At 60.4% G+C, this 25301-nt stretch carries 18 protein-coding genes; 3 read left to right on the plus strand and 15 right to left on the minus strand.

The window, feature by feature from the left end; all coding sequences use genetic code 11:
* Window positions 1-16: 16 nt before the first annotated feature.
* From J3P75_RS20180 to J3P75_RS20250, 15 genes are all read right to left on the minus strand, one after another.
* Entirely contained in the window at window positions 17-1087 is a 1071-nt protein-coding gene (locus tag J3P75_RS20180) for a class I SAM-dependent methyltransferase (RefSeq protein ID WP_434707932.1), read from the minus strand.
* Window positions 1077-1949: an NAD-dependent epimerase/dehydratase family protein gene (locus tag J3P75_RS20185; RefSeq protein ID WP_434707933.1), complete on the minus strand. Its 873-nt coding sequence runs from the start codon at window positions 1947-1949 to the stop codon at window positions 1077-1079. Before J3P75_RS20185 ends, J3P75_RS20180 begins: the two co-directional genes overlap by 11 nt.
* Window positions 1946-2506 (minus strand): dTDP-4-dehydrorhamnose 3,5-epimerase, encoded by a 561-nt coding sequence (gene rfbC, locus J3P75_RS20190; protein WP_434707934.1) that lies wholly within the window; start codon window positions 2504-2506, stop codon window positions 1946-1948. Before rfbC ends, J3P75_RS20185 begins: the two co-directional genes overlap by 4 nt.
* Window positions 2503-3585 (minus strand): CDP-glucose 4,6-dehydratase, encoded by a 1083-nt coding sequence (rfbG, locus tag J3P75_RS20195; RefSeq protein ID WP_434707935.1) that lies wholly within the window; start codon window positions 3583-3585, stop codon window positions 2503-2505. Before rfbG ends, rfbC begins: the two co-directional genes overlap by 4 nt.
* On the minus strand, window positions 3567-4340 hold the full coding sequence (rfbF, locus tag J3P75_RS20200; protein WP_434707936.1) for a glucose-1-phosphate cytidylyltransferase: 774 nt from the start codon (window positions 4338-4340) through the stop codon (window positions 3567-3569). The genes rfbG and rfbF overlap by 19 nt, the downstream gene beginning before the upstream one ends.
* Before the next feature lie 252 nt (window positions 4341-4592).
* Complete coding sequence (locus J3P75_RS20205) at window positions 4593-8243, minus strand: beta strand repeat-containing protein (protein WP_434707937.1); 3651 nt, start codon at window positions 8241-8243, stop codon at window positions 4593-4595.
* A 117-nt stretch (window positions 8244-8360) separates the two neighbouring features.
* Window positions 8361-11954, minus strand: coding sequence for a glycosyltransferase (locus J3P75_RS20210; RefSeq protein ID WP_434707938.1), 3594 nt, complete (start codon window positions 11952-11954; stop codon window positions 8361-8363).
* Window positions 11955-12062: 108 nt separating this feature from the next.
* Entirely contained in the window at window positions 12063-13631 is a 1569-nt protein-coding gene (locus tag J3P75_RS20215; protein ID WP_434707939.1) for a flagellar hook-associated protein 3, read from the minus strand.
* A gap of 13 nt (window positions 13632-13644) precedes the next feature.
* Window positions 13645-15690: a flagellar hook-associated protein FlgK gene (flgK, locus tag J3P75_RS20220; RefSeq protein ID WP_434707940.1), complete on the minus strand. Its 2046-nt coding sequence runs from the start codon at window positions 15688-15690 to the stop codon at window positions 13645-13647.
* Window positions 15691-15715: 25 nt separating this feature from the next.
* Window positions 15716-17032: a flagellar assembly peptidoglycan hydrolase FlgJ gene (gene flgJ / locus J3P75_RS20225; protein WP_434707942.1), complete on the minus strand. Its 1317-nt coding sequence runs from the start codon at window positions 17030-17032 to the stop codon at window positions 15716-15718.
* An 11-nt stretch (window positions 17033-17043) separates the two neighbouring features.
* A complete protein-coding gene (locus tag J3P75_RS20230; RefSeq protein WP_167359923.1) occupies window positions 17044-18132 on the minus strand; it encodes a flagellar basal body P-ring protein FlgI in 1089 nt (362 codons plus the stop codon).
* Window positions 18133-18159: 27 nt separating this feature from the next.
* Window positions 18160-18855 (minus strand): flagellar basal body L-ring protein FlgH, encoded by a 696-nt coding sequence (flgH, locus tag J3P75_RS20235; protein ID WP_042558188.1) that lies wholly within the window; start codon window positions 18853-18855, stop codon window positions 18160-18162.
* 51 nt (window positions 18856-18906) lie between these two features.
* On the minus strand, window positions 18907-19692 hold the full coding sequence (gene flgG, locus J3P75_RS20240; protein ID WP_090282324.1) for a flagellar basal-body rod protein FlgG: 786 nt from the start codon (window positions 19690-19692) through the stop codon (window positions 18907-18909).
* Window positions 19693-19737: 45 nt separating this feature from the next.
* Window positions 19738-20478 (minus strand): flagellar basal body rod protein FlgF, encoded by a 741-nt coding sequence (locus J3P75_RS20245; protein WP_090282323.1) that lies wholly within the window; start codon window positions 20476-20478, stop codon window positions 19738-19740.
* A 328-nt stretch (window positions 20479-20806) separates the two neighbouring features.
* Window positions 20807-22366: a sigma-54-dependent transcriptional regulator gene (locus J3P75_RS20250; protein WP_434707944.1), complete on the minus strand. Its 1560-nt coding sequence runs from the start codon at window positions 22364-22366 to the stop codon at window positions 20807-20809.
* A gap of 373 nt (window positions 22367-22739) precedes the next feature.
* Here J3P75_RS20250 and phhA point away from each other — a divergent pair, with 373 nt between their 5' ends.
* The 3 genes from phhA (at window position 22740) to J3P75_RS20265 (ending at window position 25197) form a co-directional block, all read left to right on the plus strand.
* Complete coding sequence (phhA, locus tag J3P75_RS20255; protein WP_208938267.1) at window positions 22740-23531, plus strand: phenylalanine 4-monooxygenase; 792 nt, start codon at window positions 22740-22742, stop codon at window positions 23529-23531.
* 116 nt (window positions 23532-23647) lie between these two features.
* Entirely contained in the window at window positions 23648-24004 is a 357-nt protein-coding gene (locus J3P75_RS20260) for a 4a-hydroxytetrahydrobiopterin dehydratase (RefSeq protein WP_016771115.1), read from the plus strand.
* Window positions 24004-25197 carry an amino acid aminotransferase gene (locus J3P75_RS20265; protein ID WP_434707945.1) on the plus strand — a complete coding sequence of 398 codons (1194 nt, stop codon included), beginning with the start codon at window positions 24004-24006 and terminating at the stop codon, window positions 25195-25197. The genes J3P75_RS20260 and J3P75_RS20265 overlap by 1 nt, the downstream gene beginning before the upstream one ends.
* The last annotated feature ends 104 nt before the right edge of the window (window positions 25198-25301 follow it).

A 25301-nucleotide genomic window follows, 5' to 3' on the forward strand; every position in this document is an offset into this window, starting at 1 on the left:
TTAATAATCTCAAGGGTCACTGAAACGAAGCGCTGTCGACGGCGTGATAGACGTAGCGTGCGCCAGTCATCCGCTTGATTTCTTCGAGGTAGTTGGAATTCATCACAAACAGATGGGCGCCTGCAGGCAGCGCATCCATGGCCTCTTGCGGCGAGGACACCCGCACGCCACTGAGGGGCAGGTGACGGCCCTGCTTGGCCGGGTTGATGTCAACCACGCGATCTACCGCCACGCCGGCGCGCTGCAAGGCCAATGAATAGATCACGCCCTTGGACGAAGCGCCCCAGATGGCCGAGCCCTGTGCCGGCGCGGATTGAATGATCTGCACGGCGCGATCAAGACTGGCGGTGAAGGTGGCCGACAGCGTCAGCAACGACGGCGTCTCGACCGGCGCCCGGTGCAGCGTCGAGAGATCGGCAACGATGTATAGATATTGGCCACCGAACAGATGCCCGGCCTCGAGCACGGTGCCGAACATGCCGCGCAAGTCGGCGAGACGGAAGTAATTGACGTGCTCATAGAACACGTCGAACCAGGCATTGTGCTCGACGATCCAGTCAAAGCACGGCACTTCGATATAGATCTTTCCACCCTGATTGGCTTCGGCGATCACACCGAGGAAGCTTACCGGGTCCTGGATATGTTCCAGCACATGGCGCAGGACGATGGCATCGGCCGCCAACCCCAACTCGCGGGTAAACGGCGCCTTGATCACATCAGGATTGTCCCCCTCATAAGAAGGATCGATCCCGGTAATCGCGTAGCCCCTGTGCCGCAGCATTTCAAGGAAATAGCCTTTGCCGCAGCCGACTTCGATCAGCGTCTGGCCATTGAAGTGGCGGGCGAGGATTGCTTCGACATCGTTGAGGTGCGCCTGAAACTGCGTCGAGTGCGCCTGTTCGTTCTGATAGTCGGCGTCATAGCTCAGCTTGTCGGCATCGAAGGCCTGGTTGAAGATCAGCCCGCTTTGGCTGTCCTGGACCAGAACAATGTCCGCCGCCCCTGAGGCCCGTGCCTCTTCGGCGCTGGCAAACGTGCGGTTCTGCAACACCGGCAGTCCGTTCGCGCGATAGAGTTCATGCAGCATGTTCTTGCCCCTTCAGTTGCGAGATCCGCTGGGCATCGCCCCAGAAGGCCATGGGCTCATGGGCGGAATAACCGTAATGGCCCAGATTCAGCTTGATCGTGGACTGGCGTTCGCGGACACGCTGTTCAACCAGCGCGCGTACGGAAATCGGCCGTCCGCTACAACAATTGGTGACACCGCCGACGTCGGGCCGGCCGATCAGCGAAGCCAGTTGTGCAGCGGCCTCAGTAACGTCCAGATAATCGCGAAGCTGATCGCCCTGCGACATGTTGAAGTGCGCCTCACCACCGTCGATGGCGCGGTCGAGACTGGCCAACAGGCTTTTGCCGTTCTGCCCTTCGCCATGGAGATAGAACAACCGCGCCCATTGCAGGGTGAATGCGTGCTCTCGCTGCAATGCTTCAAGGAACAGGCGCAAGGTGTGCTTGGCCAGGCCGTAAGGCGTGCAGGGCTGAGGCAAGATCGACTCGGCCAGTGGGCCGCTTTGCAAGCCGTATTCAAAACAGGTACCGGTAACCAGCACCTGGCTCACCCCCGCCACGACCGCACGCTTGAGAAACGCATAATCCGCTGGCAGGTTGCGTTCGAAATGAAACAGCGCCTGATAGTTTGGCAAGCCGCTCCAGGCCAGGTGCGCGATAACGTCGACGCCTTCAACCAGACGTTCGACGTCGAGGTCGAGCGCGTGCAGATCCGAGGCGACAAATTCTACTTGCGTGAACCACGGCAAACTGCGGGCCGAGTCGAGGTGGCGCGCAAGCGCACGCACCTTGAAGCCTCTGGAAAGCAAAGCGCTGACCAAGTGACGACCGACGAAACCGGTGGCGCCAGTGACCAGCACAGTGGTGGTGGGCGCCGTCAAAGCTCGACTCCCTGAAAATGCTCGTCGAGCAGTGGATGACTGGCATCCTTGGATGACAAATTCTTGACGGGCAGCGGCCATGAGATCGCGAGTGCCGGATCAAGGGCGGACAACCCCGCTTCATGCTCCGGTGCGTAATCGGCATCGGTGAGGTACAGCACTTCCGATTCATCGGTCAGTGACTGGAAGCCGTGGGCGAAACCGGCAGGAATCATAAAACTGAGGCCATCGTCGGCACGCAACTCTTGAGCGTGCCATTGCAGATACGTTGGCGATTGCGGTCGCAGGTCGACCGCCACATCCCAGACCGCGCCGCGCACACAAGTGATCAGCTTGGATTCGGCATAGCCGGCTTTCTGAAAATGCAGACCGCGTACGCTACCTTGCCCGACCGTGCGCGAATGATTGATCTGGCGGATTGCGAAAGGACGACCCTGGACGGTCAGACGGCGTTGACAAAACAACCGGGCGAAACGCCCGCGCTCATCGCAGAAGACTTTCTGCTGAATGAGATACAGGCCCTCCAGTGGCGTTTTCTGCAGGGTGTAATCGCTCATGAACGCTCTCTGTACAGATTCAATTGGTACAAGCTGACGACGCGCATGTCATGGCCGTGCTGCCATGCCAGATGCCAGTCGAGGGTTTGCGTCAGACACTGTTCCAGCGTCCAGCGCGGCTTCCAGCCAAGCACCTGCCGCGCGCGGCTGCTGTCCAGACGCAGCAGACCGGCTTCATGAAGTTCACTAGGCTCGATGCGCAGACCACGGGCTTGCGGCCAGCGGCTGGCGAGCAATTCGACGACTTCGCCGACGCTGCACATGTCCGCTTCACCGGGGCCGAAGTTCCACGCGCCGGCGTACTCAGGACCTTGCTCATACAGGCCAGCGGCCAATTGCAGGTAACCCGCCAGCGGCTCCAGCGCGTGCTGCCACGGACGCACGGCTTGCGGGTAGCGCAGGGTCACCGGCTCGTCTGCACTCCAGGCTTTGAGCACGTCGGGAATCAGCCGCTCCGGGGCAAAGTCACCGCCGCCGAGCACATTACCGGCTCGCGCGGTGGCCAGGGCCAGACCGTGTTCGGCATGTTTGTCTGCCGGGAAGAAAGATGCGGCATAGGACTGCGCCAAAAGCTCGCAACAAGCCTTGCTGCTGCTGTACGGGTCATGACCACCGAGGGCTTCGTCTTCGCGGTACGGCCATAGCCATTCTCTGTTGGCGTAGACCTTGTCGGTGGTGACCAGCACGCAGGCGCGCACGCCGCCAACCTGTCGAATCGCTTCAAGCAGATTCAGCGTGCCCATGACGTTGCTGGAATACGTTCCGAGCGGATCGCGATAGCCCTCGCGCACCAATGGCTGTGCGGCAAGGTGCAGGACGATCTCCGGCTCGGTGTCGGCGATGATTTCCAGCAAGGCGCCGAGGTCACGCAAGTCACCGCGCTGGTCGTTGATGCCCTCGCTGACCCGCGCCAGTTCGAACAGACTCGGCTCGGTCGAGGGGTCCAGCGAAAAACCGCTGACTTGCGCGCCGAGGCTTTGCAGCCACAGGGTCAGCCAGCTGCCTTTGAAACCGGTGTGTCCAGTGACGAGAACGCGTTTGCCGCGCCAGAACTCCGCACTCAGGCCCATTGCTTCCATGGGGCCTCCCCGCTCTGCCACAGCGCTTCGAGATGGTTCTTGTCGCGCAGGGTGTCCATGGGCTGCCAGAAGCCTGAATGCTCAAAGGCATGCAATTGTTCCAGCGCGGCCAGTTGCATCAGCGGTTCGGCTTCCCAACTGGTCGCGTCGCCAGCGATATAAGGCAGCACCTGCGGTGACAGCACGAAGAAACCGCCATTGATCCAGCCGCCATCACCTCGCGGCTTCTCGGTGAACCCCATGACCTGATGGCCTGTGCGTTGCAACGCACCGTAACGGCCAGGAGGCTGCACAGCCGTGACAGTCGCGAGCTTGCCGTGCGCTTCATGAAAACGGATCAGAGCGCCGATATCGATATCCGAGACGCCGTCACCGTAGGTGAAGCAAAAGGCTTTCTCGTCTTTAAGATAAGGCGCCGTGCGCAAGAGGCGGCCACCGGTCATGGTTTCTTCGCCGGTATCGACCAGCGTGACGCTCCACGGCTCGCTGTAGTTCTGGTGCACCTCCATGCGGTTCTCACGCATGTTGAAGGTCACGTCGGAGGTGTGCAGGAAGTAATTGGCGAAGAAGTCTTTGATCGCGTAACCCTTGTAGCCCAGGCAAATGACGAAGTCGTGGATTCCATGGGCGGAATACTGCTTCATGATGTGCCAGAGAATTGGCTTGCCGCCGATCTCGATCATCGGCTTGGGCTTGAGGTGTGACTCTTCACTGATGCGCGTGCCGAGGCCACCCGCCAAAATTACTGCCTTCATCGTCTCCCCTCTTGTTCTTCACCGGGCTGCGCATGGCTTTTTTGAGCGTTGCGGGCCTTCTGGCTAAACCTTCAGTCGCTTCAGGCGCAGGCGAAATGACCGCAAGCGCTCGTTTTATGGCGATTTAAGGGGGACTTGCAGGAAACGCGCCAGCTCGATAGCTTGCGTATTGGATGGGCGGCAGAGCAAAAAAGGGACGAATCCTTCAGCGGATTCATCCCTTTACATTCAATTACTCAACGAGTCGCGAAATTAGCCAAACATATTGAATCCATCATTGATTGGCAGAACATCGCCGTTGGCCGCCTCGAAGTACTCGATTGTGTTTTGGCCTGCGAACCAGTCCTGCAGCTTGACTCCTTGATCGGTTCTGCCGGAGTCATTAAGGATCAGGTCATCGCCCACCCTCGCCATTTGCAGCGACATGGCAGACTCGACATTTTTCAGAATCAGCTTGTCGTTAGTGCTAGTGCCGTCATCGCGAATAGTGACTAGCAGGCGGGTGTTGACGAAATAGAAGTCATCACCCTCTCCGCCATTGGCAAAACCACTGGCGAGCATTGGCCCGATAGTACCCAAGGCGCCAAAGCTCATAGCATCCTCTCCCGAGCCACCGAGCAAGACGAAACCCGCTCCCGTGCCGAGCAGATCGTCATTGCCCTCCCCCCCGACGGCGGTGCCGCTGGCGACAAAAATCGTGTCATGACCAGCCTCACCAAAAGCGATGGTGCCAGCGTCATCCGGAGCACTGATAATCCTGTCGTTGCCGTTGCCGCCGTACAGCATGTCTGCTTGCGGCCCGCCGGCTGCAACATCGACCGCGAACGGCCCGAGCTGAGTATTGAAGCTGCCATAAATGACATCGTTGCCGTCACCGCCAACAATCACGTCGTTGCCAAGCCCGCCTTCAAGCCCATTGGCTAAGGCGTCGCCCGTCAGCGTGTCATTAAAATTGGTTCCGATAATGCTCTCGACATTGATCAGTACATCACCCTGCGCATCGCCACCCTGATGAACGCCAGTTTGCAAATTGATGTTTACCGCTGCATCGCTGCCGAGATACCAGACGGTATCGATTGCCTCGCGACCATCGATCACGTCGGCCCCACTGCCGCCGACGAAGTTGTCGTTCAGGGCAGTACCATACAAGCTGTCGGCAAAATTGCTGCCCTGGAAGATTTCGATCCCTGTGAAAGTATCACCAGCAGCATCACCTGAGTTGACGTTAGTCTTCAAATCGATGGTGACTCCGCTTTCGGACGACTCGTAGCTAACCAGATCGAGACCGGTGCCGCCATCCAGCGCCATGGCGGCATTACCACCCACAAACACATCGTTGAAATTCGAACCACGCATCGCCTCGATACTGTTATAGGTGTCACCCAACGCGATCCCGGTATTGGTCCCGGTTTTCAGGTTGATACGAACGCCCATCGTGCTATCGGCGTACGACACAGTGTCCATGCCGCCGCTACCGATAAATTGATCGGCACCGCCACCGCCATACAACAGGTCGTTGCCGTTGCCGCCGGTAATGATGTTGTCGATCGAATTGCCGATGCCGGTAAACGAACCGGTGCCGGTATAGGTCAGACGTTCGACGTTGGCAGCCAAGCTGTGGTCTTTCCAGGTCACGCGCACTTCGTCGTTGCCGCCGCCGGCCTGTTCAATGACCGTTACGCCGCCACCGTTCACGTAATAGATGTCGTCGCCAGCGCCGCCGTCGTAGGTAGCAAAGAGAGAAGCTTCGGTGGTGAAAGTATCGTTGAATGCTGTGCCGATGACTTTCTCGATTCCGGTCAGAGTCACGCCCTGCGAATCGCCACCAGCGCCAGCCAGACCCGTGCCCGGACGGATGTCGACATTCACGCCGGCAGAAGACGTCGAGTAATCGACCGTGTCGACACCTTCCCCCCCATCGACCCCCAGGATTCGGCTGTCGACCACGAAAGTATCGTTGTATTTGGAGCCGGCAATCACTTCGATGCCGCTGAACGTGTCACCTGCACCGATCCCCGAGATGATCCCGGTTTTCAGGTTGATGTTCATCGCGACCATGCTGTCGAGGTACGACGCGGTGTCACGTCCAGCGCCGCCGATGAACTGGTCAGCGCCGCCACCGCCATAGAACATGTCATTGCCATTGCCGCCAGTGATGATGTTGTCGCTGGCATTACCCCAGCCGGTAAACGAACCTGTGCCGGTATAGGTCAAGTGTTCGACGTTCGCTGCCAGCTTATGATCTTTCCAGGTCACGCGCACTTCGTCGTTGCCGCCGCCGGCCTGTTCAATGACCGTTACGCCGCCACCGTTCACGTAATAGATGTCGTCGCCAGCGCCGCCGTCGTAGGTAGCAAAGAGAGAAGCTTCGGTGGTGAAAGTATCGTTGAATGCTGTGCCGATGACTTTCTCGATTCCGGTCAGAGTCACGCCCTGCGAATCGCCACCAGCGCCAGCCAGACCCGTGCCCGGACGGATGTCGACATTCACGCCGGCAGAAGACGTCGAGTAATCGACCGTGTCGACACCTTCCCCCCCATCGACCCCCAGGATTCGGCTGTCGACCACGAAAGTATCGTTGTATTTGGAGCCGGCAATCACTTCGATGCCGCTGAACGTGTCACCTGCACCGATCCCCGAGATGATCCCGGTTTTCAGGTTGATGTTCATCGCGACCGTGCTGTCGAGGTACGACGCGGTGTCACGTCCAGCGCCGCCGATGAACTGGTCAGCGCCGCCACCGCCATAGAACATGTCATTGCCATTGCCGCCAGTGATGATGTTGTCGCTGGCATTACCCCAGCCGGTAAACGAACCTGTGCCGGTATAGGTCAAGTGTTCGACGTTCGCTGCCAGCTTATGATCTTTCCAGGTCACGCGCACTTCGTCGTTGCCGCCGCCGGCCTGTTCAATGACCGTTACGCCGCCACCGTTCACGTAATAGATGTCGTCGCCAGCGCCGCCGTCGTAGGTAGCAAAGAGAGAAGCTTCGGTGGTGAAAGTATCGTTGAATGCTGTGCCGATGACTTTCTCGATTCCGGTCAGAGTCACGCCCTGCGAATCGCCACCAGCGCCAGCCAGACCCGTGCCCGGACGGATGTCGACATTCACGCCGGCAGAAGACGTCGAGTAATCGACCGTGTCGACACCTTCCCCCCCATCGACCCCCAGGATTCGGCTGTCGACCACGAAAGTATCGTTGTATTTGGAGCCGGCAATCACTTCGATGCCGCTGAACGTGTCACCTGCACCGATCCCCGAGATGATCCCGGTTTTCAGGTTGATGTTCATCGCGACCGTGCTGTCGAGGTACGACGCGGTGTCACGTCCAGCGCCGCCGATGAACTGGTCAGCGCCGCCACCGCCATAGAACATGTCATTGCCATTGCCGCCAGTGATGATGTTGTCGCTGGCATTACCCCAGCCGGTAAACGAACCTGTGCCGGTATAGGTCAAGTGTTCGACGTTCGCTGCCAGCTTATGATCTTTCCAGGTCACGCGCACTTCGTCGTTGCCGCCGCCGGCCTGTTCAATGACCGTTACGCCGCCACCGTTCACGTAATAGATGTCGTCGCCAGCGCCGCCGTCGTAGGTAGCAAAGAGAGAAGCTTCGGTGGTGAAAGTATCGTTGAATGCTGTGCCGATGACTTTTTCAATGCCGATCAGTGTATCGCCCTGTGCATCGCCGCCAACACCGGCTAAACCAGTACCCGGCCGAATGTCGACGTTGACACCTGCTGCAGAGGCCGAGTAATCGACCGTGTCGACACCCTCGCCTCCATTCAACTTGTCCGCCCCCGCACTACCGATCAGGATGTCATTTCCCGCCCATCCGTTGATCTCATCATTACCACTCGTACCCGTCAGCGTATCCGCGCCATTTGTCCCGTTGATAACTGCCATTACTTCTTCCTTGCCTTGTTAAGAACCGGTACCGGTTCGCATTGCGATACTTGTCATCGCCGCGAACGCCAAAGAATTACGAATGTATGGAATCGACAAAAAATGGTCGCGAATCCATCAATCCGCCAGCCACCCATACTCCCAATACCGCAAGTTATCTCCCCGCAACACGTAATCACGCAGCACCACCTCACGCAATTCATCGCCCATGCGATAACTCGCATCCGGGTCGGCCAAGTGCATGCGAATCGCTTGCAGCCATTCATCGGTGCTGTTGGTCTTGACCCTCGTGCAAGGCAAATAACCGCGATAAGCCTCGGTATCGGTGCAGACCACCGGAAAGCCGCAAGCGCCGTACTCGAGCAGCCGCAGGTTGCTCTTGCAGTCGTTGAAGATGTGGAACTCCAGCGGCGCCAAAGCCAGATCAAGATTCAGGCTCGCCAGCTTGGCGGGATAGTCGTCCAGCGGAATCACGCCGTGGAATTCATGCATGTACGGAAGCAGATCGTCCGGGCACATGCCGAAGAACACCCAGTCCACTTCGTTGGCCAATTCACGCACCACGTCGGCGATCACCGCCAGATCGCCGTGGTGACTGGTCCCGCCGCCCCAGCCAACCCGTGGTTTCTTCGAGGTGCGACGCTGGCTGCGCAGATGCCCCCACAAATCCTGGGCCAACATGTTCGGCACCACGCGTATGTCGTGATGCATGTCCGACAACGCGTTGGCCAGCGGTGCGGTCGAAACGACCACGCGATCACACAGGCCGATCGCCCGGCGAACCATGCGCTCCATGTCCTGCTTGCTCGGCATGTTACGGATGTGCGCATTGCGATGGGGAACGTCGATCACATAGTCGTCGAGTTCAAAAATCCGTCTGGCGTTGAAGAACTTCTTCAGCGGCGGGATTTCATCAATGGCGTGCTCAGAGTAGCGCCCTTGCAGAACGATCACATCGGGCGACTGCCGCTCGATATCGATGATCGACGGCAAGCCGTAGCAGACTCGCCCCTCCACCCGGTTGGCCGCCTCCAGTTCGATCATCGGCTGACTCATGCGGTAATGGCCGATCGCAGAGGCATTGATCGGAACCGCCAGTACGTTCGGCAATTGCGCCTTGGAGAAGGCACTCCAGCCGGTACGCAGACCCGGCTCAAGACTGAAGTTGGTGGCGCCGACACCCTGCAGCGTCAGGTTGACGTTGTAGGCAGGGTCGCGCGCAACCACTGGCAACCAGCGCAGATAAAACGTGTCCTTTTCCTCGGCGTGCTGCGCTTCTTCTTCCGGCGTTGCCGCCGTACCAGGCCGCGAGCCCAGCGCCAGCACCGCGTGCGGGTTCATCACCACCAGATAACCGTCGCGGCCGACGCGCAGACACAGGTCCACGACATTAAGCGTTTGCTTGAGATCCTGCTCATCAAGGCCACCAGCGGTGTCGAAGACCGACTTGCGGATCATCAGGCAGTCACCGCCGACAGCACTCAAGTCATGCACCGCCTGCAAGCGGTACATATAACCTTCCGACTGCATCGGCTGGCCAAAGAATGGCAGTCCCACCGGCCCGCTCAAACCGAGGATCAGGCCAGCGTGCAGCACACCGCCATCCGGGCTGAACAGCTTGGCACCGACCACACCGACTTCCGGCCGTTGCGCATGATTGAGCAATTCATCGAGCCAGTCGGCCTGAGTGATCACGGCAAAGGCATTGAGCATCAACACATACTCACCGCGCGCCTGCTGCACGGCAAAGTTGTGCACGGCGGCGGCATTACCCTTCTGCGGGTACTTCAGCACGCGAATCCGATCGCTGCCCAGTTGCGCCATGCCGTCCAGCCATGCCAGCGCTTCGGCGCTTGCGCTGCCATTGTCGACCAGGAGCAATTCGTACTCGCTATAGGCGGTCTTTTCCAGCAGCGTCTCGACACAGCGTTGCAAGGCTGCCGTCTGGTCCTGACTGACGATGACCACCGAGACCAAGGGCCGCCGGGCGTGACGGTAGTCAATCCGATTGAGCAATTCACGGCTGCCCCGTCGGATCTCGTGAGCGATCCCCAGGCGTTGCAGATGCGCTCCGAGAATGCGTGGGCTTTGCTTGACGACGCCCGGATTCGCCAGCCATTGCGACAGGTCGAATTTCGATTCCAGCAACACCTCGGCGATATGCCCTACGACCTGCAGGCCGTCGCTTTCGACCATCCGCCAGAGCACGTCGTGGGGCGCCAGTTCGGTGAACGCCGGGGTGAAACCGCCAAGCGCCAGAAAGCGCTCACGCTCGAACGCCAGCGCTCGGCCGACGTATGGATAACTGCGCATGAGGTCAAGGTTGAAATCCGGTTTGAACGCCGGCTCCGCCGATTCGCCGTCGCGCAGACTGCCTTCGTCACTATACAGGCATGTCAGCGACCGCGAATGCGCGATGCGATCGGCCATCACCAGCAACGCTGGCGCCACCGGGCAGTCACCCGGTTGCAGCAGATAGAACCAATCGGCGCCTTCCAGTTGCGGCAGCAGCGTGTTGATCTGCTCCAGGCCGTCATCCTGCAACGGCATGTGAAACACCCGCTCCTGCAACTGTGCTTCAGTGCACGTCGTAGACAGCACCAGTACCAGTTCTGGCGGATAATCCTGGGCTGCGAGCGCAGCAAGGGTGCGTTCCAGGCCATCGCGACTGCCCTGCGCGTCGATGATGATCGGTACGATCCTGGGTTGGTGCGGCCAGCCCCCGAGGGTTTCCGGGAGCCATTTGCGCTGCGCTTCGGTGAGTACCCGACACGCCAGCCACTGCGCGTACAGCTCGCCAAAACTGAAGCTGTCGAAACCCACACCCAGTTCCTGACGGCTCTGCTTGCCACCCAGAGTGCGACTCAGCGGCAGCTCCTCCCAGACGCGCGGCGACTCGTCAGCCTTGGTCAATTGCACATAACGAACCCAGCCTGGTGCCGGTGCCGACTCGCCGCTGCGGACTTTTAGCATTTGCGAGAGCCACTCGCGCTCGACCTCGGCGGCGTCCTTCATCGGTTGCTGCGCGCTTAAACGCTCTGGGTAAAGTCGCTCGGCGCTCAGCACAGTGTTGGACGTCACGATGTTGCCGCGCCGAAGCAGGCAGACATACAAGGCAAAATCCAGGGTCGCGACGAAACACGCTCCGTCCTCAGTCAGGGCCGGTAACAATTCGGCGACGTCGGCGCGCCGGAACATTGCACTGCTGAAGCCGCCGAGTACGTTGACCGGAAATTTTTCGAAAATGCTGAGGACATCGTCGCCTTTGAGCAAAGCGCTCACCGGCGACAATGAGGTGTTTTCCAAACGGGCCGGCAGAATGATGTCGTTGGCGTCCCACAGCAGCCGCTGAGCGATCACCAGACTGACTTCTTCGCGCTGTAACTCATGGGCTTGCTGTTCGATGCAGGCCGAATAGAGCAGGTCATCGTCACACAGGAATTTGATGAACTCGCCGCGCGCCTGCTCGAGGCAGACCTTCAGATTGCCCACCAGCCCCAGGGTCTGCGGGTTGCGAACGTAGCGCACCTGGGCCCCGGTTTGCTCCCTGACCAGCCTGACGATGTCCATGATCTCGTCACCACGACTGTCATCGCACACGACGATGTCGAGATTGCTGTAAGTCTGGCTGACGGCACTGTTCAACGTCCGCTCGAAAAAACGCGGATTGAACGCAGGAATGGCAATGCTGACGAGGGGGAGTGAATTCACGGCGGGCTCACAGGCGGTACGAGCCCGCTCGGAAAAACGAGCCCTTGGTACCGCAAAAATCATTAACAGAGGGACAAGATCAGCGGGCGCTCACGCGCCCGCTGACCGTCAGATCTTGTTGAACAGACCCAACTGGCTGATCTTGCTGAACGCCAGTTGCGAGGCTTGCAGCATGGTCTGCTGCAAGGTCAGGCGGGTCATGACTTCGGCCGGATCGGAATCGCGGATCGAGCCTTGGGTCGTGGTGTTCGCCGTGCTCAGGCTGTCGTTGGTGATCGCTTGCATGTCCAGTGCCTGGCCGCGCGCACCGATGGTGGTGACGGCGGTGCCGATCTGATTGGCGGCGGCGTCGATGTTGCCGAGGCCCGCCTCCATGGCGCCCTGCAGTTTCTGCTTGGCAACCGGATCGCCATCGACCGGGGTGTTCAGCGCCGTGATCATCTGGCCCAGGGTGTCGAGCACGTTCTGGGTCTGGTGATTGTTCGGCTGGATCGAGAACTGATCGCCAGTCGCTGGTGTACCGCCGAGGGCGAAGGTCACACCGGCAGCGGTCGCGTTGCCACCGACCACGGTGCCCGAGGATACCGGCTTGCTGTCGGCGGTCACTGGCGCTGCGTACAGATCGAAATCGGTCGCGCTGGTGAACTTGAGGACTGCCCCACCCTGCGGGAATGCGGCGGTATACGCAGCCTGGTCGGTGATGGTCGAACCGGTGATCACCGACGTCGAGGTATTGCCCGGGCTGCGCGTGGTAGTGAACGAATCAGGCGTGGTCGACAGCTGGAAGCTGTGCCCGGCAATGACTGCGTCCGGGTTGGTGTCGCCGGCCTTGAGGTTGACGTTCAACTTGAGGTCGACGCCACGGAAACTGACGGTCTGGTTGGCGCCGCTGCTGTTGCTGATCAGGCCGTTCTGGCTGGCTTCGGCAGTGACATCGTTGCCTAACGCGTCGGTGATCTTCAGCTGAGTGCTGCTGACGAAATCGATGGTATACGGCTGCCCGGCGCTGAATTTGGCGTCGTAGCCGGCAGCAGAGCCGACAGTGCCGTTGGACAGCACGACACGGCCGTCATCCACAGCCGGTGCGGTCATTTTGGTGTTGGTGCGACCGGTGTTGATGGTCTGCTGGAAGGCGTCCCAACCGGTGGTATTGGTGCCGACAGTCATGCCGTCGCCAATGCCCAGATTGATGGTGGTCTGGTCGCCGTTGTAACTGAAAGTGCCGTCGGCATTTTTCGAGTATGGCGCGGTGTCGGTTTTCGAACCGGAGAACAGGTAGTTGCCGTTGGCGTCCTTGGCATTCATCAAGCCCAGCACTTGTTGCTGGATCTCGCCCATTTCCGAAGCGTACGCCTGACGGTCCTTGTCGGTGATCGTGCCGTTGTTGGCAGCCAGGGCCAGTTCCTTGGCCCGCGCCAGCGCCGTGGTGATCGAGTCCAGCGTGGACTCCTGCACGTTCAATGCGCTTTTGGTGGTGTCGACGTTGGTCTTGTACTGATCAAGCATCGCGGCCTGCTGGCCCAATTGCAGCAAGCGCCCGGCACCGATCGGATCATCCGCCGCGGTGTTGATGCGCTGCAGGCTGCTCGCCTCGCTGGCGGTGGCAACGGCCTTGTTGAAGTTACGCTGATAGTCCGAAGCTTGCGTTCCGTAATACTGAGCGGTGGAAATGCGCATGAATTACGACTCCTTAAAGGCTGTTGATCAGCGTGGCAAAAGTTTCCTGCGCAGCTTTGATGATCTGCGAAGACGCTGTGTAGTACTGCTGGTATTTGACCAGGTTGCCGGTTTCTTCATCCAGGTTGACCCCGGACAACGAATCGCGCGCGCCCTTGGCGTTGTCCAGAATCGCGCTGGTCGCAGCGCTGTCGGACTTGCCCTGGGCAGTCTTGGTACCGACATTGGTGACCAATTTGTTGTAGGCGTCAGTCAGGCTGATGCCCTTGCTCGCCGAACCGGTGTCGACGCTCTGCGCGGTTTGCAGGCCGACCAGTGCCTGCGCGTTACGGTTGTCCGAAGACGCCGCACCGGTCAGGTTCATGGTGAAGGTCTCGCCGGATTTCGGCGTGCCGCCCACGGTGGTTTGCACGGTGAAGGTTTTCTGCACGTTCGGCGTGACGGTCGTATCCAGCACCGGGTTGCCGCTGGCATCGACGATGCCGACTTTCAGGTTCAGGGTGTTCGACTGGCCCGGAACGATGGTGCCGGTACCGATGGTCGCGCCTTTGGCGTCCACCAGGTTGTACGACTGGCTGCCGCCGCTGGCCGCGCCAAACACCAGTTTGACCGGCGTCGAATTCTTCAACGCGGCCTGCATGTCGGCCTGAGCGGTCGGGTTGTAGATGTCGATCTTGTCGCTGAGCGTCGGCTGGGTGTAAGTGCCCAGACCGTTGGCGCTGGCCACGCCGGTCAAAGGACCTGCGGCGGCGATTTTCTTCGGATCGCTGAGCACCGTCTGGATGCTCGCCGCTGCGTTGCGGGTCGGCGTGACCTTGAACGAGTCACCGGCGCTCAACGCGCCACCGTTGAGTGCGAGGGTGAAACCGTCGATCACCGGTGGCGGGTTGGTCGTGGTGCTGAACGCGCCCATGTCGGTGCCGTCGGAACGCTTGACGGTGTAGTCAGTAGCGCTGGTGAACGTGACCTGGTAATCGCTGGTGGTCAGCTTGCCGGTGTCCTTGATCGTCACATCGAGGTTGCCGGAACCGGCGCTGTTGCCATCTTTGGCAATGCTGCGCTGACTGATCAGTGCGGCACTGTTGATGTTGTTGAAAATCGCCGCGCCGAAGTCACCGTTCTTGTCGATGCCCTGGGCTTGCTGGCGGTTGATCTGATCGGCGACCACCAGGGCCACTCGGCCCAGCTCGTTGAGCGACGGGTCGAGGACTTCCTTGCGATAGGTCAGCAGACCACCGATTTCGCCACCGCTGATCACCGAGGTGATGTCGATGGTGCTCGAACCGCGGTCCATCTGGATGGCCATGCGCGACGGATCGTCTTTGCTGGCAACCATGTTCAGGGTGTTGGTGGTGTTACCGATCACCAAGGGCTGGCCGCTGCCGACGTAGATATCGAAACTGGTGCCGCGCTCAACCACTTGGGCGCCGGTCAGCACCGACAGTTGGCGCACGGCTTCGTTACGGCTGTCGAGCAGGTCGTTCGGCGCGCCACCACTGGTGGAGATCTCGCCGATCTTCTGGTTGAGGTTGGCAATCGAAGTCGCCAGCTTGTTCACCTGGGCGGTCATGTCGCCCAAGCTGCCGTTGATCGTAGTGTTCTGGTCGTTCAGTTGCTTGGCGATGGTGTTGAAACGACTGCTCAGCGCCTGCGCACCGGTCAGCACCGATTGGCGCGAGGTGTCATCGGTGGCTGAAGTAGACACGCCCTGCAGCGAGGTGAAGAATTTCTGCAGCACGCCGGTCAGGCCGGTGTTGGTGTCGGACAGCATCGCGTCCAGCGGCGTGGCCTGGGCCAGGTACGAGGCCGCTTCGCTGTCCAGCGAAGTCGCCGTGTGCAACTGGCTTTCCAGGTACGAGTTGTACACCCGGCGCACGTCGGCCAGGGTCGTGCCGGTGCCGATGAACACGGTGCCGTACTGCTGCGACGACTTGGTGCCCTGTACGGTTTGCTGACGTGAATAACCGGCGGTGTCGACGTTGGCAATGTTGTTGCCTGTCGTGGCCAGAGAGGACTGGCTGGCCGACAGTCCCGACATCCCGATATTGAGCAAACTCATGGTTCAGACCTTATTACCTGGTGCCTTATAAAGGCGTGGTGGAGACACCCGCCGCAGCGTAGTTTTCGAAACTGTTCATCTGCTTGGCAATTTGCGAAATCTTGTTGGCGTAGTTCGGGTCGGTGGCGTAACCGGCCTTCTGCAACTCGCGTACAAACTGTTCTGGGTTATCGGCCGACTTCAGCACTTCTTGATAGCGATTATTGCTCTGCAGCAACGTCACCAGATCGTGGAAGCTGTCCTTGTACGAGGCGTAGGAACGGAACTCGGCCGTCTCCTTGACCATCGCACCGTTGCGGAATTCGCTGGTGATCGCCCGGGCCGAATCGCCCTTCCAGTTGCTGCTCGCCTTGATGCCGAACAGGTTGTGGCTGCTGCTGCCGTCCTGGGCGCGCATGACCGATTTGCCCCAACCGGTTTCCAGCGCCGCCTGGGCCACCAGATAACGCGGATCGACGCCGATCCGGTCGGCGGCTTCCTTGGCCATTGGCAGCATGGTGTTGACGAATTCGTCGGCGGAGCTGAAGGCTTTTTTCGCCGGCGCCAGCGGAATCTGCGCCATGGCGCGACCGTAGACCTGCATCTGCCCGCCAGCGGCGGCGGCTTTCTGTTCTTCGGCGCGGGCCAGCCAGTCGCCGTTGTACAGCGGGCCGGAACCACCGATCGCCGGGGTTGCGGCACGTTGTGGCAAGGCGTTGGTCGTCGCTGCTGCCGTAGCTGCAGTTGCCGGCGCGGATGGCACCAGCCCGGCGAGCAAGCGATCAGCCAGTTTCGGCGGCAGAGCCAGGCGACGCTGATTGATCAATTGCATGTCGTTGCGGTGAGAAATATCGGCGTTCGGCGCATTCACCGAACGCGACGCCCACAGCGGCCGCTCGCCATTGAGCCGTGACAACGGACCGTTGGTAGCAACGGTGCCGGCGGCAATCGGCGTCGGCACCGCAGCCGCCTTGGCCAGCGCTTCCTGCTGCTTGGCGGCGGACGCCGCAGCCGCTTCGCCCGGGGCCATCGGTTTGTTCTTCGACATCTGCCGGATCAGCACGTCGGCCAGGCCGATACCACCGCCCTCGCGGGACATGGAAACCGCCAGTTGCTGGTCGTACATTTCCTGATACTGCTTGGCGGCGGGCGTGTTCAGCGGGTTGTCCTGGCCGAGCGCATCGGTGGCCGAGCGCATCGACTTGAGCATCTCGCCAAGGAACAGCGATTCGAATTCCTGCGCAACCCTGCGCATGTTTTCGTCGCTGTTCTTGTCACCGACCTTGAGCTGGTTCAGACGATTGAGGTCGGAATACGAACCCGAATCGCTGCTGCTGACCAGACCGCTTTTGCGCATATCCATGATGGCCGGCCTCAGATCACGATCAGGTCGGCTTGCAACGCACCGGCCTGCTTCAGGGCTTCAAGGATAGCCATCAAGTCACCCGGTGCCGCGCCGACCTGGTTCACCGCACGCACGATCTCGTCGAGGGTGGTGCCCGGGCCGAACTTGAACATCGGCTTGGCTTCCTGCTCGGCATTCACGCGCGAACGCGGGACCACAGCGGTCTGGCCGTTGGACAACGGGCCCGGCTGGCTGACGATCGGGTCTTCGGTAATGGTCACGGTGAGGCTGCCGTGGGTCACGGCGGCCGGCGAGACTTTTACGTTCTGGCCGATGACGATGGTGCCGGTGCGCGAGTTGATGATGACTTTCGCCACTGCCTGACCCGGATCGACCTCAAGGTTTTCCAGGATCGACAGGTAGTCGACGCGCTGGCTCGGATCGAGCGGCGCGGTGACGCGGATCGAGCCGCCGTCGATGGCTTGGGCAACGCCAGGGCCGAGCATGTCGTTGATCTTGTCGACGATGCGCTTGGCGGTGGTGAAGTCGGAGCGGTTGAGGTTCAGCGTCAGACTGTTGCCCTGGTTGAAACCGCTCGGCACCGAGCGCTCCACCGATGCACCGCCAGGGATACGACCGGCCGACGGAACGTTGACGGTGATCTTCGAACCGTCGCGACCTTCGGCATCGAAACCGCCGACCACCAGGTTGCCTTGGGCGATCGCGTAGACGTTGCCGTCGATACCCTTGAGCGGTGTCAGCAGCAAGGTGCCGCCACGCAGGCTCTTGGAGTTACCGATCGAGGAAACGGTGATATCGACCTGCTGACCCGGTTTGGCGAACGCCGGCAGATCGGCACTCACCGACACCGCCGCGACGTTTTTCAACTGTACGTTGCCCGATCCCGGCGGCACCTTGATGCCGAACTGCGAGAGCATGTTGTTGAAGGTCTGCAGGGTGAACGGGGTTTGCGTCGTCTGGTCACCGGTGCCGTTAAGCCCGACCACCAGGCCGTAACCGATCAACTGGTTGGAACGCACGCCGGAAATACTGGCGATGTCTTTCAGCCGCTCGGCGTGGGCGTTGAAGGCCGCCGACATCAACAACGCGGCCACCATAAGGCTCTTGAAATTCAAAGTCGCCACCTAGAAAGGGAACAGCGGGCTGAGGAAGAAACGGTCGAACCAGCCTGGCTGACTCGTATCGGCAAACGCGCCGGTACCCGAGTAGGTGATGCGTGCATCGGCAACGCGAGTCGACGACACGGTGTTGTCGGTGGCGATGTCATCGGCGCGGACCATGCCGGCGATGCGCACCAGTTCGTCACCGGTGTTCAGGGTCAGCCACTTCTCGCCACGTACGGCGATGATGCCGTTGGGCAACACGTCGGCCACGGTCACGGTGATCGAACCGGTCAGGCTGTTGCTCTGTCCGGACTTGGCGTCACCCTTGGTCGAACGGTCGGCGCTGTAGCCGGCGTTCAGGCTCAGGTCGCCGCCACCGATCGGGTTGTTGGTGGTCAGGCTGGAGCCGAACAAAGAGGTCAGACCGATGCTGTTGTCGCTGTTCTTGTCCATCTGCGAGTTGGCATTCTTGCTCGCCTGGGTGCGCTCGTTCAGGGTGATGGTGATGATGTCACCGACCCGGAACGCCTTGCGGTCGCTGTACAGGTTCTGCTCGAAACCGGCCTGATAGATCGAGCCGTTGTTGGCGGCAGCCGGCAACGGTGTGCGCGGCAACACCGGGGCGTAATACGGGTCATTGGGCTTGGGCGTCGGAGCGACGCAGCCCGCGAGCGAGACAACCCCACTCAATGCCAGAACAGATACAAAGCGATTCATGACCCTACCTCACGGTGTTGCTGGCGACCTCAGGCCGCCCCATAGACTTGATTACAGATTCTGCGTTACGAACGAGAGCATCTGGTCGGCGGTGGAGATCACCTTGGAGTTCATCTCGTAGGCGCGCTGAGTAGTGATCATGTTGACCATCTCTTCAACGGTGCTGACGTTGGACGTTTCCAGGGTGTTCTGCAGCGTGGTACCGAAACCGTTCAGGCCCGGAGTACCGACTTGCGGCGCGCCGGAAGCGGCGGTTTCCAGGAACAGGTTGTTGCCTACCGCTTGCAGACCGGCCGGGTTGATGAAGTCGGCGGTTTGCAGGTTGCCGATCACCTGGGCAGCCGGGTTGCCGGCGATGGTCACCGAGACGGTGCCGTCACGGCCAACGGTAAAGGTCTGCGCGTCGTTCGGAATGACGATCGCCGGCTCCAGCGCGAAGCCGCTGGCGTTGACGATCTGGCCATTGGAATCGAGGTGGAAGGTACCGTCACGGGTGTACGAGGTGGTGCCGTCCGGTTGCAGGATCTGGAAGAAACCGCGACCGTCGATGGCCATGTCCAGCGGCTGCTCGGTGGTTTGCAGGCTGCCGGCGGTGAAGTTTTTCTGGGTGCCGACAATGCGCACACCGGTACCCACTTGCAGACCCGACGGCAGTTCGCTGTCCTGAGTCGACTGGGCGCCAGGCTGACGCTTGATCTGATAGAGCAAGTCCTGGAACTCGGCGCGATCACGTTTGAAGCCCGTGGTCGAAACGTTCGCCAGGTTGTTGGAAATGGTGGTCAGGTTGGTGTCCTGGGCGGACAGACCGGTTTTGGCAACCCATAGAGCCGGAAGCATTCGATTCTCCTCGTGCGCCTGTTTTACGGCGCGACGTTCTGATAATTAGCTGATCTGCAAGACCCGAGCCATGGCTTGGTCGTCGTCTTTGGCGGTGTTCATCATCTTGACGTGCAACTCGAACTGCTTGGCCAGGGCCAGCACCGAGGTCATCTCTTCAACGGCGTTGACGTTGCTCGACTCAAGGAAACCCGAGACCAGTTTGACGTTGGCATCGGCCGGCGCCGGTTGGCCGTCCCTGGTGTAAATCGAGCCGTCGAGGCCTTTGTTCATGTTCTTGATGTCGGGGTTGACCAGCTTGATGCGGTCGACTTCGGCCATGACCCGTGGGCCCTCGCCCATCGCCCGAATACTGATGGTGCCGTCTTCGCCGACTTCGATCTGCTGCTCGGGCGGTACGGCGATCGGACCGCCATTGCCCATCACCGGCATGCCGTTGCCGGCACGCAACACGCCGAGGGCATCGACGTTGAGGCTGCCGGTGCGCACGTAGCTTTCGCCGCCGTTGGGGTTCTGCACGGCGATCCAGCCATTGCCGCTCACGGCGACGTCGAGGTCACGGCCGGTCTGCACCAGCGAGCCCGGGGTGAAGTCGGTGGCGGGCCGTTCGCTCATGGCAAACGCACGCGCCGGAAAGCTGTCACCGAACACCGGCATCGAACGCGCCTGTTCCAGGTCGCGCTGAAAACCGTTGGTGGAGATGTTCGCCAGGTTGTTGGCATGCGCCCGCTGCGCCAGTGCGTTCTGGCTGGCGCCGGTCATTGCCACATAAAGGTACTTGTCCACACTCTTTCCTCTGCATGCCGGACGTTTGCCGCCCACCGCTGTACTGCTGAGCCATAAGCAATTAGCAGACCAACTTTTTCAGCGCGGCCAAAGGCCCGGTAAACAAAGGGCTTGAGGGTTTTGCAGGGAAAATTTGAAGTGTATCGAAGACGAAAAACCGGCGGTGTTATGCCGGTGGGTGGCAACCTTTGGCATCAGGCAACGGCGGCCACCCTCATCGCGAGCAGGCTCACTCCTACAGTTGACCGCGTTCCGTCAGATGAAACCCGATTTACTGTAGGAGTGAGCCTGCTCGCGATGAGGCCATTACAGCCAATGCAACTTCCGGCTATGACTCGGACTTGCCGACTTCGTACTCACGCAACTTGTTGGCAATCGTGGTGTGCGAAACCCCCAGGCGCTTGCCCAGTTGCCGACTGCTCGGGTGCTCGGAGTACAGACGCTCCAGCACCGCTTTTTCAAAGCGCCCGACGATCTCGTCGAGATTCCCATCGAGGGAAAAATCGCCAAGCGGCTGACGCACGCCATAATCCGGCAGGCGAATGTGTTCGGCCTTGACCGTGCCGCCATCGCACAACGAGACCGCTTGAAACAGCACGTTCTCCAGTTGCCGCACGTTGCCCGGCCAGTGGTAATGGCTGAGCCGGTCCATCGCCGCCGGCGCCAGTTTCGGCAGCGCGCAGCCGATCTGCCGGCTGGCCTGATCGAGGAAATGTTCGACCAGCGGCGTCAGGCCATCGAGGCATTCACGCAGCGGCGGGATGTGCAGCGACAGCACGTTCAAGCGGTGATAGAGATCCTGGCGAAATTCGCCGCGTGCGCACAATTCGGACAAGTCCACCTGCGTCGCGCAGATCACCCGCACATCCAGATAAACCTCCTCGTCGCTGCCGACCCGGCGAAAGCAGCCATCCTGCAAAAAGCGCAGCAGTTTGACCTGCAAGCGCGGGCTCATTTCGCCGACGCCGTCGAGAAACAGCGTGCCGCCGGCGGTCAGCTCGAGCAGGCCGAGTTTGCCTTCGGCGCGCGCGCCTTCGAACGCGCCGGGGCCGTAGCCGAACAGCTCGGTCTCGGCCATCGACTCCGGCAGTCCGGCGCAGTTGAGCGCCATCAACGGCGACTGCCCGCGCGGACTGGCGAGGTGGCAAGCGCGCGCAAGCAACTCCTTGCCGGTGCCGGTTTCGCCTTCTATTAATAGTGGTGCATCCAGAGGCGCCATACGCCGCGCTTCACGGACCACGGCCGCCATGACTTTCGAGCTCTGGAAGATGCTGTCGAAGCCGCGCAGTTCCTGCTTGCGCACGTTATAGATGCGCTCACCGACGCGGTCAGCGCGATGCAACGTCAGTACCGCGCCGGCCATGGCTTCGCTGTCGTCATGCTCCGATTGCAGCGGCGCAATATCGGCGAGAAAGACGTCGCCCTTGACCTTGACCCGCAGGCCATTGATCCGCGATTTGTTGGCACGCACCAGTTCCGGCAAGTCGAAATCTTCGGCGTAACGCGACAGCGGAATGCCCGGCACCTCATCCACGCGCACGCCGAGCAACTGCGCCGCCGCCCGGTTGGCCGCGACGATCGAGCCGCCCATGTCGATCGACAGCACCGGAAACTCCAGCGCCCCGAGCAACGCGTTCAATTCCATATGCCGGCGTTCGCTGGGCATCAGCCCTACCCGCTTGACCCCAAACACCCCGCCAATCGCCTCGAACTTCGGCCGCAGGGCCTGGAACTGGATGTTGATCAGGTTCGGGCAGTGCAGATAGATCGCATTGCCGTGCTCGCCACCGACCTCGCCGCGCGCGACGTTGATACCGTAGGCCACGAGCAGGTTGAGAATGTCGCGCAGGATGCCGATGCGGTTCTGGCAGTGGACTTTGATGCGCATAAAAAGAGGCCCGGTTGAACGAAGAGAAACCTGTAGGAGTGAGCCTGCTCGCGATAGCGGTGTGTCATTCAGATCAGTGCTGTCTGACACACCGCTATCGCGAGCAGGCTCACTCCTACAGGGGAACAGCGCACGACTTTATGTCGAGGCGAGCAATTTGTTGTCAAGATTATGTGACAGCCACCGCCCTTTTCAAACCCACCAATCGCCGCAGATGCGACTTATCTGGCAAAGCGTAACGATTATTTTACGAACTGAAGAGAAATATCCTACGCACAGGCGCATCAACCGACTGCACATCCACGCATTCTCGGGTAATCCTCTGTTCATCGCTGGACATAACAAAAACGAATTCCCCTAGCAGGAGAGCAGCATGAAGCAGACGCAATACGTGGCTCGCGAGCCCGATGCGCAAGGTTTTATCGACTACCCCGCCGAAGAACATGCGGTGTGGAACACGCTGATCACTCGTCAATTGAAAGTGATCGAAGGGCGTGCTTGCCAGGAATACCTGGACGGTATCGAAAAACTCGGTCTGCCCCACGACCGCATTCCGCAACTCGGCGAAATCAACAAGGTGCTCGGCGAGACCACCGGCTGGCAGGTTGCGCGCGTGCCGGCGCTGATCCCCTTCCAGACATTTTTTGAACTGCTCGCCAGCAAGCAGTTTCCCGTCGCGACGTTTATTCGTACCCGCGAAGAACTGGATTACTTGCAAGAGCCGGATATTTTTCACGAGATCTTCGGGCACTGCCCGCTGCTGACCAACCCGTACTTCGCAGAGTTCACCCACACCTACGGCAAGCTCGGCCTGCAAGCGACCAAGGAAGAACGCGTGTATCTGGCGCGCCTGTACTGGATGACCATCGAATTCGGTCTGGTCGACACCCCGCAAGGCAAACGCATCTACGGTGGCGGCATTCTGTCCTCGCCAAAAGAAACCGTTTACTGCCTGTCAGACGAACCTGAGCATCAAGCCTTCGATCCGCTCGAAGCGATGCGCACGCCTTACCGTATCGACATCCTGCAACCCCTGTATTTCGTCCTGCCCAACCTCAAGCGTCTGTTCGACGTCGCTCACGAAGACATCATGGCCATGGTGCGTCAGGGCATGCAGCTGGGCTTGCACGCGCCAAAATTTCCGCCGAAACCCAAAGCCGCCTGAACCGCGACTTTTGCTGACAATTGCGCCTGTCCGTCGCCGCCACTTTGGTTTAGCGTGACGGTACCGACGGGCGCACACCCTTGAATAAAAAACACACTCGATTTCAGGAACCGACCATGTCCACTTTGAACCAAGCCCACTGCGAAGCCTGCCGCGCCGATGCGCCACAAGTCAGCGACGAAGAACTGCCGATCCTGATCAAGCAGATCCCTGACTGGAACATCGAAGTCCGCGACGGCATCATGCAGTTGGAGAAAGTCTTCCTGTTCAAGAACTTCAAGCACGCGCTGGCGTTCACCAATGCAGTCGGCGAGATCTCCGAGGCCGAAGGTCACCACCCGGGCCTGCTGACCGAGTGGGGCAAAGTCACCGTGACCTGGTGGAGCCACTCGATCAAAGGCCTGCACCGCAACGACTTCATCATGGCCGCGCGCACTGACGAAGTGGCCAAGACCGCAGAAGGACGCAAGTAATGCACTTCGACGCCATCGGCCGGGTGCCCGGCGACCCGATCCTCGGCTTGATGGAGGCTTACGCGCAGGACAGTAATCCGCGCAAGTTCGACCTCGGCGTTGGCGTCTACAAGGACGCCCAGGGCCTGACGCCGATTCCCGAGGCGGTGAAAATTGCCGAAGCGCGGCTGGTCGAAAGCCAGGACACCAAGACCTACATCGGTGGCCACGGCAATCCGCTGTTCGGCAAGGTCATCAATGAGCTGGTGCTCGGCGCCGACTCCAAGCTGATTGCCGAACAACGTGCCGGCGCGACCCAGACGCCGGGCGGCACCGGTGCCTTGCGTCTGGCGGCCGATTTCATCGCCCAGTGCCTGCCGGGCAAAGGCGTGTGGCTGAGCAACCCGACCTGGCCGATTCACGAAACCATTTTCGCCGCGGCCGGGGTCAAGGTCAGTCACTACCCGTACGTGGGCAGCGACAACCGCCTCGACGTCGAAGCGATGCTCGCCGTACTCAAGGAAGCGCCAAAGGGTGATGTGGTGCTGCTGCACGCCTGCTGCCACAACCCGACCGGATTCGACCTCAGCCATGACGACTGGCAGCGCGTGCTCGAAGTCGTGCGCAGCCGCGATCTGCTGCCGCTGATCGACTTCGCTTACCAGGGCTTTGGCGATGGTCTGGAACAGGACGCGTGGTCGACGCGGTTGTTCGCGGCGCACGTGCCCGAGCTGCTGATCACCAGTTCCTGCTCGAAAAACTTCGGTCTGTACCGCGACCGTACCGGTGCACTGATCGTCTGCGCGAAGACTGCTGACAAGCTCGTCGACATCCGCAGCCAATTGGCCAACATCGCCCGCAACCTGTGGTCGACACCGCCGGATCATGGCGCTGCGGTGGTGGCCACCATTCTTGCCGATCCGGAGCTGAAAGCCCGTTGGGCCGATGAGGTGGAAGCCATGCGCCTGCGCATCGCGCAACTGCGCAGCGGCCTGGTCGAAGCGCTGGAACCGCACGGTTTGCGCGAACGCTTCGCGCATATTGGCGTGCAGCGCGGGATGTTCTCCTACACAGGGCTGTCGCCAGAGCAGGTCAAGCATCTGCGCGAGCGGCACAGCGTGTACATGGTCAGTTCCGGCCGGGCCAACGTCGCCGGCATCGACGCCACTCGCCTCGCCTTGCTGGCCGACGCCATCGCTGACGCCTGCAAATAACTCCGCTGACTGAGCGTTCCCACGTTATGCGTGGGAACGCCTCCTCGGACGCTCCGCGTTCGGCTTTGAAAGGGACGCAGAGCGTCCCGGGCTGCATTCCCACG

The sequence above is a fragment of the Pseudomonas sp. R1-1 genome (genome assembly GCF_051132135.1).
GTDB lineage: Bacteria > Pseudomonadota > Gammaproteobacteria > Pseudomonadales > Pseudomonadaceae > Aquipseudomonas.

Coding starts and splice junctions, on each gene's coding strand:
- J3P75_RS20180 (WP_434707932.1), bottom strand. CDS start 1,087: ATGCTGCATGAACTCTATCGCGCGAACGGACTGCCGGTGTTGCAGAAC.
- flgK (WP_434707940.1), bottom strand. CDS start 15,690: ATGAGTTTGCTCAATATCGGGATGTCGGGACTGTCGGCCAGCCAGTCC.
- J3P75_RS20260 (WP_016771115.1), top strand. CDS start 23,648: ATGTCCACTTTGAACCAAGCCCACTGCGAAGCCTGCCGCGCCGATGCG.
- flgG (WP_090282324.1), bottom strand. CDS start 19,692: ATGCTTCCGGCTCTATGGGTTGCCAAAACCGGTCTGTCCGCCCAGGAC.
- rfbC (WP_434707934.1), bottom strand. CDS start 2,506: ATGAGCGATTACACCCTGCAGAAAACGCCACTGGAGGGCCTGTATCTC.
- J3P75_RS20215 (WP_434707939.1), bottom strand. CDS start 13,631: ATGCGCATTTCCACCGCTCAGTATTACGGAACGCAAGCTTCGGACTAT.
- J3P75_RS20250 (WP_434707944.1), bottom strand. CDS start 22,366: ATGCGCATCAAAGTCCACTGCCAGAACCGCATCGGCATCCTGCGCGAC.
- flgJ (WP_434707942.1), bottom strand. CDS start 17,032: ATGGATATGCGCAAAAGCGGTCTGGTCAGCAGCAGCGATTCGGGTTCG.
- rfbF (WP_434707936.1), bottom strand. CDS start 4,340: ATGAAGGCAGTAATTTTGGCGGGTGGCCTCGGCACGCGCATCAGTGAA.
- phhA (WP_208938267.1), top strand. CDS start 22,740: ATGAAGCAGACGCAATACGTGGCTCGCGAGCCCGATGCGCAAGGTTTT.
- rfbG (WP_434707935.1), bottom strand. CDS start 3,585: ATGGAAGCAATGGGCCTGAGTGCGGAGTTCTGGCGCGGCAAACGCGTT.
- J3P75_RS20265 (WP_434707945.1), top strand. CDS start 24,004: ATGCACTTCGACGCCATCGGCCGGGTGCCCGGCGACCCGATCCTCGGC.
- J3P75_RS20230 (WP_167359923.1), bottom strand. CDS start 18,132: ATGGTGGCCGCGTTGTTGATGTCGGCGGCCTTCAACGCCCACGCCGAG.
- flgH (WP_042558188.1), bottom strand. CDS start 18,855: ATGAATCGCTTTGTATCTGTTCTGGCATTGAGTGGGGTTGTCTCGCTC.
- J3P75_RS20205 (WP_434707937.1), bottom strand. CDS start 8,243: ATGGCAGTTATCAACGGGACAAATGGCGCGGATACGCTGACGGGTACG.